General features: G+C 47.1%; 8 protein-coding genes. 7 read left to right on the top strand and 1 reads right to left on the bottom strand.

Annotation, left to right across the window (positions count from 1 at the left end; all coding sequences use genetic code 11):
• The first annotated feature begins 100 nt into the window (after positions 1-100).
• From ACWHX8_RS14385 to ACWHX8_RS14355, 7 genes are all read left to right on the top strand, one after another.
• Entirely contained in the window at positions 101-565 is a 465-nt protein-coding gene (locus ACWHX8_RS14385) for a hypothetical protein (protein ID WP_447968821.1), read from the top strand.
• Positions 562-1,905, top strand: a complete 1,344-nt coding sequence (locus ACWHX8_RS14380) for a DCC1-like thiol-disulfide oxidoreductase family protein (protein WP_447968820.1) — start codon at positions 562-564, stop codon at positions 1,903-1,905. Before ACWHX8_RS14385 ends, ACWHX8_RS14380 begins: the two co-directional genes overlap by 4 nt.
• A 722-nt stretch (positions 1,906-2,627) precedes the next feature.
• A complete protein-coding gene (locus ACWHX8_RS14375) occupies positions 2,628-7,853 on the top strand; it encodes an Ig-like domain-containing protein (RefSeq protein WP_447971919.1) in 5,226 nt (1,741 codons plus the stop codon).
• A gap of 82 nt (positions 7,854-7,935) precedes the next feature.
• Positions 7,936-8,622 (top strand): Lcl C-terminal domain-containing protein, encoded by a 687-nt coding sequence (locus ACWHX8_RS14370; RefSeq protein WP_447968819.1) that lies wholly within the window; start codon positions 7,936-7,938, stop codon positions 8,620-8,622.
• A gap of 142 nt (positions 8,623-8,764) precedes the next feature.
• Positions 8,765-9,973 carry a glycosyltransferase family 4 protein gene (locus tag ACWHX8_RS14365; protein ID WP_447968818.1) on the top strand — a complete coding sequence of 403 codons (1,209 nt, stop codon included), beginning with the start codon at positions 8,765-8,767 and terminating at the stop codon, positions 9,971-9,973.
• A 28-nt stretch (positions 9,974-10,001) separates the two neighbouring features.
• On the top strand, positions 10,002-11,270 hold the full coding sequence (locus tag ACWHX8_RS14360; protein WP_447968817.1) for a glycosyltransferase: 1,269 nt from the start codon (positions 10,002-10,004) through the stop codon (positions 11,268-11,270).
• A 104-nt stretch (positions 11,271-11,374) separates the two neighbouring features.
• The gene (locus ACWHX8_RS14355; protein ID WP_447968816.1) at positions 11,375-12,355 is read left to right on the top strand and encodes a D-glucuronyl C5-epimerase family protein; all 981 of its coding nucleotides are present in this window, start codon (positions 11,375-11,377) and stop codon (positions 12,353-12,355) included.
• A 53-nt stretch (positions 12,356-12,408) separates the two neighbouring features.
• Here ACWHX8_RS14355 and ACWHX8_RS14350 read toward each other — a convergent pair whose 3' ends face one another.
• Positions 12,409-13,809 carry a pectate lyase family protein gene (locus ACWHX8_RS14350; RefSeq protein ID WP_447968815.1) on the bottom strand — a complete coding sequence of 467 codons (1,401 nt, stop codon included), beginning with the start codon at positions 13,807-13,809 and terminating at the stop codon, positions 12,409-12,411.
• Between the last annotated feature and the right edge of the window lie 57 nt (positions 13,810-13,866).

Here is a 13,866-nt window from a genome sequence, read left to right as displayed (position 1 = left end):
AGATTTCCTTACATCATACTGATACACGTAAGTCACGCACACCTCTCCTTGCCCTGTGGCAGAGGAGTTTCCCTGAGAGATTCGTCTAGGTAACGCCGTTATGGAAAATCTTCGAGGCATACCGCATTCTCTGTGTTTTCCGCTGATTTCTCTCATCATTCTCATCTTTCTGGTATCCCAAGTGGCGGTCATTCTTCTCCCAGTCCCGACCTATTACTGGCCGTTTATGGACTACCCAATGTACAGCAAGGTTCGCCATGAAAATGAACTCGTTAATGAAAATTTAGAGTTAGTGGGACTCACCTACGATGGACAGCAGCGAAATATTCCACCGGAGGAACTTGGGTTGAGTTTTTTTAAATTTAATGATTGGTTTGTGCCTCGTCTTCGAAGCAATCTGCATGATCCATCCATTCACCACTATGTTGAGCAGTTGAAAGCGATGGAGTATGAGGTGTTTCGTATACAAGCAAAGCCTGTACGAATTTCTCGTTTCGGGATTACAGATGAGCCGATTCAGGTCTTTATCGATATTAACATGCATTCGTTAGCAGGTCATGAATGAGCATATGGGCCGTTTGGAAAACCTATTGGTTTACACCCGCTTCTCTTTTTAATCTTGCCTGTTGCCGTGTACTTCTTGTTGGGCTTGAGTTGTGCTTGACTGTGGGGCGAGAATTTTACACGAAACTCATGTTTACAGCAGAGAATGCCCCGGTGCTGGCTCAAACCCGATACTCGCCGTCGTTAGTCTATAAATTATTGACTCTTCCTTTTGACCAGCCGTGTTTACCTTCCGAGTTTGCCCTTACCGTAATATTTGTGACGACATGTATTGCTGGTGTGGCAGCGTTTCTCGGGCTTTTCACGAACCTCAGTCTTGTGGTCTTCGTTGTTGGCCACGTATTCATGCGGTCATTTCACTATGCCTTTGGCGAATTTCACCATGTTCAAGCGATAATGATGATTGCTCTGGCAATTCTCACGCTGAGTCCTTGCGGCCGCGTCTTATCTGTCGATGATCTCTGGCGCCGCCTGAAGACTTCCGCAAGTCAACGAAAGCTTGTCCCGGGTAATGTGTTGGAAGAGGTGAGTGAATTTGCGCGATGGCCTATTGTGTTGATGCAATGGATTTTTGCTTTATGCTATTTCTCAGGATTTCTGAGTAAAATGCGGTATTCCGGGTTTGAGTGGGCCAATGGGTTCACGTTGCAATTTTATTTGGCGCGTGATGGTCTTCGATGGGGTAGTCCCTTGGCTTTATGGTTTGCGGATCATCATTGGCTCGCGTGGTTGTCACAATGGACCGCAATGGTATTTCAAGGAACGTTCTTTCTTATTGTTATTTTTCCGTTGTTGAGGTGGGTGTATATTCCTCTGGGATTCACGTTTCATGTGGTTGTGTATTTAACCATGCGAGCGCCATTTTTTACATGGATGGGGATGTATGGCGTCTTTATCGATTGGAAAGCTGCGGTTACCAAATTATCGTCTCTATTTTTTGCCAAACAGGGAAAGCTTGAGGTCTTGTATGATGGACAATGTCCACTCTGTATTCGTTCAATGACCATTCTTCAATATGGTGATTGGTTTGAGCATATACGCTATTCGAATGTATTAGAGCGTTGGGAGGCTCTACGTGAGGAAACGCATCTCGATATCCCATTGTCTGAATTTTTACGCGAAATGTACGTCGTGATGCCGGATGGTTCATTGTGTAAAGGGTTTTTTGCATTTAAGGAATTAGCCAAGGTTGTGCCACTCTTCTGGGTGTTGCTTCCGCTCTTCTATCTTCCCCTGGCCTCTACGTTTGGGCCTAAAGTCTATAGCATGGTTGCCTCGCGAAGAAGTCGATTTGACGCCTGTACATTTGAGACCTGTGCAATGACAAAGCATAAGCTCTAGCTATCATGACAGCCACGGTGTTGTAGGTTGGTTGACCAGATGCCGAGGAGAGACGCAGGCCCTAAAGGTCGGTACCCTCCAAGCGAAACATAGTGGTTATCTCAATTCAGGATTAAGACCAGAAGCAGAAAGCCCAGGGGGATGGACGTAATAGTCATGACGACTGTTTGCTTTAACGGGTTTGGCCGGTCAATCACCATGCCGCAGCAAATTAGATTGACCACGGCCTAAGCTTTTGCTGTTGAATACACTTGCCAGTATCCGTTAATTCGCTTACCATCTATTATCACTTACAACATTTTTAGCGGACGTGGCCTTGACTCCGAACAGGGTCTCGAATCTGTTCCTACCCCCTCAGGTTCCTTTATCCCAGCTACACTCTTGGTTCACAACCGAGTGGTCTACAGTATTATTGTATAAGACCCTGTTTCCATTGAGAAATAGATATAGATGGATTGTCGGCAAAACAACCATTGATAGTCCAATTTTGCTTTCGAAGTAAAAGTTGTAACTACGTAGTTATTTGTATGATTTTATGAAATACACTCACTATTATTCAGGCAAGCTTGAGTAAATGCGGGCACAAAAGAAACTTTGACTTCTTTAGTCTCACTGTTTCCCTAGTCGATTGGTTGTTTTTTAGAGTTTTCATCCTATAGAGTTCAACTACGGAGACAATTGATGTGTGTTGGTATTAGGCCGCTCCATGGAGTATACGTTTGATGTATAGGACTCATGATCGGGGTTGTTTATTTTGGGGTGGAGTTTTCACATTTTTTAGTTGTTTACTCTTACTCCCATCTATACCTGGAACGGCTGCCACTGAGATTCTCTCAGATGAATTTACGTCGCCGACACTGAACTCGTTCTGGCGATTTTATGATCCGTTAGCTGGTGGGGATACCTCAGATGATTCATTATTGAATCATACAGGAACTAACCTAGAAATTGTGGTTCCGGGTGGTGCCTCTCATAATCTTTGGCCTTCGCAAATGTGGGCTCCGCGTCTGTTACAGCCAGCCGGTGATGAAGATTTTGAGGTGGAAGCTAAATTTGATACTGACGTGATGCTGAAGTATCAGATCCAAGGATTGGTGGTGCAAGAGGCTGATGATACGTTAATTCGTTATGAAGTGCATCATGATGGTGCGAATATAAAGGTTTTTGCCGCGACTATCATGAACGGGGGGAGTCCTTCTGTCAAGGCCAATGCGACCGTGACCTTGGCTGCCTCCATCTATCTACGAGTCAACCGAAGTGGCAGCCTGTGGACGCTTGACTACTCAGATGATGGACATAGCTGGACGACGGCGACGTCTTTCACGCGGAATATTGTGGTCAACGAAGTTGGGCTCTTTGCCGGGAATCATGCAAGTAATCCGACTCAGTCCCCAGCCTTCACTGCCTCTATCGATTATTTTAGGAATACCAGTTTGACCTCCCCAGTAGCTGTTGATGATGCCGTCACTACTCCGCAGGATACGCCGGTGGAGAATTTCGATGTGTTGGCTAATGACAATGCCAATGGCCAGACAATTAACGTTACGACAGTGGTGGCGAGTGATTCTTCGAATGGGACTGTCGTCGTGAATGCCACGACGGGCTTAATAACCTATACTCCCGATTCGAGCTATAGTGGTCTGGATACCTTTACCTATACGGTGGACGACACTGAAGGGAATACCTCGAATACAGCCACGGTGACAGTGACGGTGAATAGTAGCGCGGCTGCTCCGATTGCGGTAAACGATGCCGTGAGTACTCCGCAGGGTACGCCGGTGCAGAACTTCGCAGTATTAGCCAATGACAATGCGAACGGGCAGACAATTGACATAGCGACGGTCGTGGCGAGTGATCCTTCGAATGGGACTGTCATCGTGAATGCGATGACGGGAACTATTACCTATACCCCTGATGTCGGATTTGGCGGGACCGATACTTTTACCTATATGGTGGACGATACCGAGGGCGATACCTCGAATACAGCCACGGTGACAGTGACGGTGAGCAGTAACGCGGCCGCTCCGATTGCGATGAATGATGCCGTGAGTACCCCGCAAAATACGCCGGTGCAGAACTTCGCAGTATTAGCCAATGACGATGCGAATGGGCAGACAATTGACGTCACGACAGTAGTGGCGAGTGATCCCCCGAACGGGACCGTCGTTGTGAATGCGACGACAGGAACTATTACCTATACGCCTGATATGGGATTTGGCGGAACTGACACTTTTACCTATACAGTGGACGATACCCAGGGTGATACGTCGAATGTGGGGACGGTAACTGTCATGGTGACTGTTATGAGTAGCACTGCGCCAATTATTGATGTTTGGTATTCCACCGATCAGGGGTTTGGGCAAGTCGGCAGGCCTCAAGAGTGGGTGAACATTGTCGGAAACGTTTCTGATCCCAATGGTCCTACTTCATCGATTTCATTGACGTATTCACTGAATGGTGGACCTACCGTGCCGCTGACAGTCGGCCGTGACGGGCTACGTCTCGAACACGTTGGAGATTTTAACGTTGATATCGATGCTGATGAGCTTCTATCTGGAAATAACTCGGTTGAATTTGTTGCTTCAGACCAGGCATCAGAGGTGGCTACCAAGACGGTATTTGTCAATTATACTCCTGGAACTCTTTGGCCACTACCGTATTCGATTGATTGGACTGAGGTATCGGCGACAAGCGAAATCTTAAACTTTGCTCAGGTTGTTGACGGAAAGTGGAGTATCGATGTAGTGGAAACAGATGCCGTTCGTATTGTAGAGCCGGGATGGGATCGTCTTCTTGCCATAGGAGATATGTCGAGCTGGGAAAATTATGAAGTCGAAACCCGTGTGACCTTCAATACCGTTACAAGTTCGAGCTCAGCGGCATTTGGATTCGTTCATGGGTGGACAGGTCATACTAGTGATCCACCAACAGGCCCAAGTGGTCAACCTCTAGTTGGTGCACCATTAGGGGCTATTTCCTGGTACCGATTGCGCGTCCCCAACCCCCCACGCCTTGAAATCTCAAACTGGATAAATAATAGTGAGGTCCGTCTAAAGGTTGATAACAGCGGGTTTACGCTGAGTCCGGGGAAGACCTATAGCTTTCGATCCCGCACGCAAGCCCTGACCAGTGGGGTTCTTTACACGCTAAAGGTTTGGGAAGTTGGCCAGCCAGAGAGTTCCGGGTCTCTTATTCAGGTACTGAATAACCCTCCACAACCCGTTGGGTCTCTTCTCTTGCTAGCACATAAAGCTGATGTAACATTTGGACCTACAAACGTTATTCCCATTGGGAATACGCCAGCCGCATTTGATGATTCAAGTGGAACGGTGATTGATGTTCCAGTGATTATCAATGTCCTAAACAACGATGATGCCAATGGGCAGTCACTTGATCCTTCCTCGCTGACAATAACCGGTGGTCCCACAAACGGGTCAACTCTGGTGAACGCAACAACGGGAGAAATTACCTATACCCCCAATTCTGGATTTACAGGTTCGGATTCGTTTACCTATGCCGTGGCTGATATTCAGGGGGATTTTTCTAATGAGGCACAAGCAAATATCACCGTAGGAACGGAAATTCAATCTGACGAATTCTCCTCGACGACCTTAAATTCGTTCTGGACCTTCTTTGATCCATTGGCCGGCGCTGCGCCAGCATCAGATGATTCCTCGTTTAATCTGACCGGAACGACATTCAATCTTGCAGTTCCAGGCGGTGCTTCTCATGATCTGTTCCCTCCTCATCTATTTGCTCCGCGACTGTTGCAAGATACGATCAATACGGATTTTGAGATTGAGGCAAAATTTGATTCTATGCCGACTGACAAATTCCAACTACAGGGGCTTGTGGTGCAGGAGACAGATCAGACGCTCATTCGGTATGATGTGTATCATGATGGAAACAATGTCAATATTTTCGCGGCGGCGATCACGGGGGGAGGAGGAGCTTCAGTCAAAGTCAATACTGCGGTAACTCTAACGGCCCCATTTTTTCTCCGGATTAACCGGACCGGTGACCTTTGGACACTTGACTATTCGGACAATGGACAAACGTGGATGACTGCCACTTCTTTTGTACATAACCTAATAGTTAAGCAAGTGGGAATTTTTGCTGGAAACGATCATGATGACCATTCGCAGTCCCCAGCTTTTACGGCTTCTGTCGATTATTTCAGAAATACTGCCTCGACTACGAACCAAGCCCCGACGGTTGCGGCGGGGGCGGATCAGGCGGTGACCTTGCAGAGTGGAGCCAATTTAAATGGGACAGTGACAGATGATGGGTTACCGACGCCCCCGATGGTGAATACGGTGTGGAGTCTGACGAGTGGGCCAGGAACGGTGACCTTTGGGAACGCGGCGGCTGTGGACACGACAGCCAGCTTCACTGCAGAAGGTGTGTATGTGCTGCGCTTGACGGCAGACGATACGGCCTTGAGCACGTTTGATGAGGTAACGATCACGGTGGCAGCGACGAACCAAGCCCCGACGGTTGCGGCGGGGGCAGATCAGGCGGTGACCTTGCAGAGTGGAGCCAATTTAGATGGGACGGTGACAGATGATGGGTTACCGACGCCCCCGACGGTGAATACGGTGTGGAGTATAACGAGTGGGCCAGGAACGGTGACCTTTGGGAACGCGGCGGCTGTGGACACGACAGCCAGCTTCACTGCAGAAGGTGTGTATGTGCTGCGCTTGACGGCAGACGATACGGCCTTGAGCACGTTTGATGAGGTAACGATCACGGTGGCAGCGACGAACCAAGCCCCGACGGTTGCGGCGGGGGCGGATCAGGCGGTGACCTTGCAGAGTGGAGCCAATTTAGATGGGACGGTGACAGATGATGGGTTACCGACGCCCCCGACGGTGAATACGGTGTGGAGTATGACGAGTGGGCCAGGAACGGTGACCTTTGGGAACGCGGCGGCTGTGGACACGACAGCCAGCTTCACTGCAGAAGGTGTGTATGTGCTGCGCTTGACGGCAGACGATACGGCCTTGAGCACGTTTGATGAGGTAACGATCACGGTGGCAGCGACGAACCAAGCCCCGACGGTTGCGGCGGGGGCGGATCAGGCGGTGACCTTGCAGAGTGGAGCCAATTTAGATGGGACGGTGACAGATGATGGGTTACCGACGCCCCCGACGGTGAATACGGTGTGGAGTATGACGAGTGGGCCAGGAACGGTGACCTTTGGGAACGCGGCGGCTGTGGACACGACAGCCAGCTTCACTGCAGAAGGTGTGTATGTGCTGCGCTTGACGGCAGACGATACGGCCTTGAGTACGTTTGATGAGGTAACGATCACGGTGGGTGCGACTACATCGATTCAGTCGGATGAGTTCACATCAACTACCCTCAATCCGTTTTGGCGTTTCTTTGATCCCCTAGCTGGAGTTCCATTGTCTGATGATTCATCGTATTTGGCAACTGGAACCCATTTAGAGATCGCGGTTCCAGGAGGAAGTTCTCACAATCTTTGGCCTGGGCAAATGTTTGCTCCTCGGCTCTTGCAAGGGGCGAGTGACACGGATTTTGAAATAGAAGCCAAATTTGATACTGATGTGATGTTGAAATATCAGATCCAAGGCTTGGTGGTGCAAGAGGCTGACGAGACATTGATTCGTTATGAAGTGCATCACGATGGGGCGAACGTCAAGATTTTTGCCGCAACTATCACAAATGGGGGGAGCCCTTCTGTCAAAGCCAATGCGACCGTGGCTCTGGCTGCCTCCATCTATCTTCGGGTCAACCGAAGTGCAAATCTGTGGACGCTTGACTATTCAGATGATGGACAAAGCTGGACGACAGCAACTTCCTTCTCACGTACCATCGTGGTAGACGAAGTCGGGTTTTTTGCCGGGAATCATGCAAGTAATCCGACCCAGTCCCCAGCCTTCACCGCGTCTATCGATTATTTCAGGAATAACAGTAGTCCATAATAAAAGTTTGTCGTTTTGTATGTATGGTGAGCTCTTTTTCTAGCTGTGGTGTACATAAATACCCAAGTATCGAGAGGGTTTCATGAAAATCTACATGGTGAGTCAGAGTAGAACAAGGCAAGCAGTGAGTCTTGGGGTTATACTTTTGATACTCAGCATTGTGGTCGGAGGTGTAGGTTGGTCATCTGATGCGCTAGTCCAGGAGAGAACGGTTGAGATTCCATCTACCGACAACACGAAGAAGTATCCCACACGGCCGAGAATTAATGGGTATGAACTTCGATCATTCGGCGACTCGTCTAAGATACGGAGAGCAGGGAAGGGTCGGTTTGCACTTGTCCTTGCCGGCAAGGCTGTTTTTGACAAAAAAGGTGGCATTGTGTGGGAACGTTCCCCTGATCCAGAGAGAAGAAATTGGTCTTCTGCCGTATCCTACTGTTCCCAAAAAGTCGTAGGTGGACGGAAAGGGTGGCGTATACCGACGTTTGCTGAATTATCGAGTCTCATGGATCCGAATAATCCAAATGGTAATCCTGATTTCCCGATTGGTCATCCGTTCAAGAGCGTAAAGTCTTACCTCTCACCAAGAAATGTTGAACTTGCATTTTATTGGTTTGCGAAAGCAGATGCCGATGGGCCTGGAGGCGTATGGGATGTGTTTCAAAATGATGGTATAGCTGGGGATACGATCAGCAAGGAAAATGATTTTCTCGTTTGGTGTGTATTCGGTGGCAACACTATGGTGCCTGTCAAAGAGTCGGCCCCCTAAGTATGACCGTAGAGAACTTGCAGGTTCGAGTCTGTGTCAACTCTAAACTATGACCGGAAAAAGCCTCGTATATTGTTACGAAGTAATGTTTTTGCAATGAACTTTCCAGGTTAGTTACTTGATCTGAGTATAGTGCAACATTGTGCATATTGGCGTTTTATCACAGTACTACCCGCCCGAAATAGGTGCCCCTCAAAAACGACTTTCAGAGTTAGCTGCGCATTTTGTTCGACGTGGTCACTCCGTAACCATTCTGACGGCGATGCCTAACTATCCCACAGGGAAAATTCATGCAGGGTATGGCGGTGTATTTCGTCGAGAGTCTTTAGAAGGGATGACTATCATCCGCACATTTATTTTTCCAACGAATAAAACCGGTTTTTTGCCAAGATTAACGAACTACTTTTCATTTGTACTGTCCTCTGTAACAATTGGAAGTTTTTGTGTTAGACCTATGGACTACTTGCTTGTTGAAAGCCCTCCGCTTTTCTTAGGCCTCTCTGGAATATGGTTAAGTCGAATAAAAAGTGCACGGTTGATCTTTAATGTTTCTGATCTCTGGCCAGAAAGTGCTGTGCAATTAGGCGTTTTGCAAGCGAGTGGATTAGCCCACCGGCTAAGTGCCAGGTTAGAAGCATTGTGTTATCGCCATGCCTGGCTTATCACTGGGCAGTCAAAAGGTATCCTTGCGTCAATCGCGCATCGTTTTCCTGATCGCCACGTGTATCATCTTTCCAATGGAGTAGATACCAAATTGTTTTATCAAAGTTTGAATGCCGAAACTCTTAGCTCCACAAGGAAGAGATCTGACAAGTTTTCCGTAACGTACGCTGGCCTTCATGGCCTTGCGCAAGGATTAGAGCAACTTATACATGCGGCAGACGCTCTTCGGTCAAACGAAAACATCGTATTTCATCTTATTGGTGATGGCCCAGAAAAGCAGAAACTTGTAGACATTGCTGAGCAGCGTCATCTTACGAATATACTTTTTGCGAACCCTCAACCATCTGAGAAGATTCCCATGGTTCTCACTTCAAGTGATGCTATTATTGTTCCCTTAAAGATGCACATTTCCGGGGCCGTTCCTTCAAAATTATATGAAGCCATGGCCAGTGGTCGGCCTGTTATATTGGTGGCTAGTGGTGAAGCTGCAGAGATTGTAAAAGAGCATCAAGCCGGAATAGTGGTAGAACCAGGGGATCAAGCCGAACTCGTTCGATCGATTGTAAAATTATATGAACATCCTGACCTCTGTCAGGAATTGGGAAAGAATGGGCAGCGAGCAGCAGTCCAACATTTTGATCGATCGAATATTGCCGATCGTTTTATGGAATATTTATCTACCCAATGACTGTGTGACGGTCTAGCGGCAAAGAGTAATGAGTAGAAATCAACAACCTAAACTCCTATTTCTCGCGTGGCCTTTCCTTCCTCGTAACGCACCTGGATGTGTTCGAACTTGGGCAATTGCCAAATATCTTTCACGGTGTGGATGGGATGTTACAGTTGTCACTCCACATGAGTCTTTTTGGAAACGAGTTGATAGTTCGAGTGCTATCGATACGAAACTGCAGGAAGAAAAAATTACTCGTATTACTACCGGACATCGATGGCGTTTTCTTTCAACAAATGAAATGAAGTGTGCCAATCAAAAGCTTAGTTGGCTTGCTGGAGGAATTTTCAGAAAATTTTCACGTCGACTTGGAATAGATCCTGCTATTGGATGGAATCAGGCCGCAGCGCAAGCCTGTTCGCATTTGACGTCAAAAGATGTCGATGTAATCTTAGTAACCGGAAAGCCTTTTTCCGCATTTCGGCTAGCCGAGCGTTTGGCCAAAAAAATTAATCGACCGTTTGTCTTAGATTATCGTGATCCATGGACTGATAATCCGCATGCTGCGTACCCTCCTCGATTAGCCACTATTCGAGAAGAGGCTCGATTGCTTAAGAAGTGTTCGGCTGTGACAATTGTTTCGAAGTCTTGGGGGGAAGTTCTCGACAGGAACTTTAGGGTCGGTTCGAAGTTACATGTGATTACAAATGGGTATGACCCCGATGAGTTACAAAATGTAAAACCATACGATTTTGGGCATTTCGCTATTGTCTATACGGGAGTGTTTTATAGGACAAAACGTTCGGTGTCTCCTGTCATGGCCGCATTCAGCCTTCTCAAGGAAATGATTGACGAGACAACTCATCCTTGGTTCTTTCATTATTATGGTTTATCAGAGGAACATGTTCGAGAGGAAGCGATCAGGTTTGGTGTGCTACCTCGAGTCGTATTTCATGGGGTTGTTCCTAGAGCGGAAGCGCTCTCTGCAATATGTGGCGCCAATCTTGCCGTAGTGATCACGTCGATTGCAAAAGATTCGACGAGTGCGGATAAAGGCATCGTGACAAGTAAAATTTTTGAAGCTGTAGGACTTCGGACACGAGTTTTGTCTATTGCACCACAAGGAAGTGACGTCGAAACTATTCTCCACACAAAAGAAATGGGCCAAAGTTTTTCTGGGGATAATGTGGCTGGCATGGCATCTTTCATTACTGAAGCGATGTCGTGTTCGTCCTCTCGCCCCATAGAGTCTGAATTATATCAGTGGACGTATATTTCCAAAAAATTGGATGCTGTCTTGCGTGAGGTGTTGTAGGGTTGCCCCCTTAACTTAAAATGCCTAGAAGCAAGCCAAATATTCATCGCACGAAGAATGGTCAGGCGGTTACTAGTGTGTGTAGCATAATTAGATAAATTCCCATGCAAGTTGTTTTTTATAAAACCTTATTTACAAACTGGGTTCAGATGTTGAGCGGTGGCAGTTATTGGCATGCGGCTTATGGTATAGGTGAGAATTTTGACCCAAGGGAGTTACAAGATTATTATCGCAATTATTCATCAAAGGTCGAGTGGAATGGTCTTGTTGACCAACAGCAAATTCCCCTTGTTCAGGAACCCAATGGAACACCCTTTTACCACCCAATTCTTCTGGCACAAAAAGCTCTTGGGCATTGGAGTTGTTGGTTACGAAGTTTAAAAAAGGAAGAAACACATAGAGAATTGTTTCTGCAGCTTGCTCAGTGGTTTGTCGTAGCGCAGGAAGTACAGGGTTCTTGGAAACTTAAGTCAATGGAAAAGGCTGTGTATACGGTCCCTTATTCTGCGTTGGCACAGGGGCAGGCTATTTCAGTCCTTGTGCGTGCATTTGCAGAAACGTCGGATAATGCGTATAAAGCGGCTGCTCACCGTGGCGTTCAATTCATGCTTACATCAATGACAGATGGGGGCGTGTGTCGAATAGTCCCTGAGGGATTAATTCTTGAGGAATATCCACGGCAAATTCCCAATACGGTGCTCAATGGCTGGATAAGCGCCTTGTTTGGATTGCATGATTGGTTAATTCTTGCTGAAAATGTTGATGATCAACGGAAACTCAACGCTAGCGTCGTGGCGCTTATCAAATACTTACCACAATACAATGCTGGATATTGGTCCCTTTATGATACGTCTGGCTCCATTGCTAGCCCCTATTATCATAATGTGCATATAACTCAGCTTATGGCATTAGAAAAAACCTTTCCACATTATTCATCGGAGATTAATGCAACTCGCAAGCAATTTGAGCGGCAAAAGCAGTCATCGTTATGCTTTGGCCGGGCATGCCTGTATAAAGCCGTTCAAAAAATCAGAAACCCTCCAGTTACGGTCTTTGTCCAGACAAAGAACGCAAAGACAAGTTGATGACGCCAGTTGACTTCTGATTTTCCTCTCATCAAAGAGACTTTGTGTGAGGATTAGTTGACAGCTGTTATCCTGAGGTTTTCGGGGGCATCTGGTGGAGAGTTAGATCCAGACCCTGGAGAAGTTTTATTCAGGAATTCTTCCAGGTTGGTGTATCCATCACTGTCAGCATCTTGTGTTCCATCTGAGTCGTCGTTTGGATTGAATCCATGTGCAACTTCCCAGCTATTTGGCATTCCATCGTGATCAGAATCGGTAGGTGGAGAGCCGGTCAAGAGGATTGGATAGCCTCCAACCTGAGAGGGGCTATCAATGATTTTCCCCGTCTTGTTCTTGACTTCACTAACGATGCGTTTATCGACACCGTCTCGTACTGGAAGAGTTGCTCCTGCTAAAGCTAAGACGTCAACCTCAGCTTTATATGCATCAGTTGTCGATATGTTGGGATAGCTGTATCTGGATCCAGTAATAGGGAAATCCGGTGATCCCGAGGTACGGCGAATGGCATCGTCTTCTGGTAGGGAGTTGTTCGGTCGCTTGTCTGGGTGAATATTGCCTTTTAAATAAACTCCTGATCCTGAGTTGTACCTTTGCCCACCCATTAACCGTATAGGCGCTTTAAGGCTTACAGGAGTTGAGTGTAGGATAAATCGGTTAGCAACTAAATTGGTATTTATTCTACCTTCTACGGGATACAACGTCATACCAATATTGCCATTATAGTAGATAACATTATTGACTATGTCACTCTCTCCGCTCTGAAGTAACGGGTTTCGATCTGGATGATGTGCCAGAAGATTATGATGATACGATAACCTAGTCATCCCACCTCCAAGAAGCGAACCTTTGCCGTGACATCCTTCTGGATGAGACGGCTGTGCACAGTTGAGTGATTCGGTAATAAAACTCCATTGGATCGTAATATCTGAGGAGCCACCACCGCCATAGACGGCGTTAACTTGGTCGACGGCCCAACTCATCGAGACATGATCTATGATAATATTGCGACTTTCCGTGGAAGATATAATAATGGCATTACTGGTTTGCGGGCTTGGAGCGCTTGGCCCAGGACGAATGCGTATATAACGAACAATAACGTTGCCTGTTTTTATCCTTAATCCGCCACCTTTTAACTGAATTCCACCGCCAGGAGCTGTCTGCCCTGCAATGGTAACAAATGGATTTCGTATCGTAAGCCTGTCTGTGAGGTTGATAGTACCGGCTACGCGAAAGACAACAGTTCGTGGTCCTGAGGCATCGATTGCTGCACGTAAACTCCCAGACCCAGAATCATTGAGGTTCGTCACTTCAATAACTCGTCCACCACGTCCACCTTTTGCAAACCGTCCAAACCCCTCAGCTCCCGGAAATGCAAGAGTTTGAGCTTCAGCATATGAACCCATAGATGCGACAAGGAAAGATAAGCCCAGGAATATCCTAAGAATATAGTGCATATTCAATCTCCAATATAAAGGCGGATGGTCTGTATATTTTACAAAATACTACTTCGA

The organism is Nitrospira sp. M1 (genome assembly GCF_965152605.1).
The sequence above is the reverse complement of the archived record's forward strand: the minus strand, read 5'-3'. Positions and strand labels throughout refer to the sequence as shown.

Bases quoted from the DNA above. Each gene is read 5' to 3' on its own strand.
- ACWHX8_RS14380 (WP_447968820.1), top strand. From the start codon at position 562: ATGAGCATATGGGCCGTTTGGAAAACCTATTGGTTTACACCCGCTTCT.
- ACWHX8_RS14370 (WP_447968819.1), top strand. From the start codon at position 7,936: ATGAAAATCTACATGGTGAGTCAGAGTAGAACAAGGCAAGCAGTGAGT.
- ACWHX8_RS14360 (WP_447968817.1), top strand. From the start codon at position 10,002: ATGAGTAGAAATCAACAACCTAAACTCCTATTTCTCGCGTGGCCTTTC.
- ACWHX8_RS14350 (WP_447968815.1), bottom strand. From the start codon at position 13,809: ATGCACTATATTCTTAGGATATTCCTGGGCTTATCTTTCCTTGTCGCA.
- ACWHX8_RS14355 (WP_447968816.1), top strand. From the start codon at position 11,375: ATGCAAGTTGTTTTTTATAAAACCTTATTTACAAACTGGGTTCAGATG.
- ACWHX8_RS14375 (WP_447971919.1), top strand. From the start codon at position 2,628: ATGTATAGGACTCATGATCGGGGTTGTTTATTTTGGGGTGGAGTTTTC.
- ACWHX8_RS14385 (WP_447968821.1), top strand. From the start codon at position 101: ATGGAAAATCTTCGAGGCATACCGCATTCTCTGTGTTTTCCGCTGATT.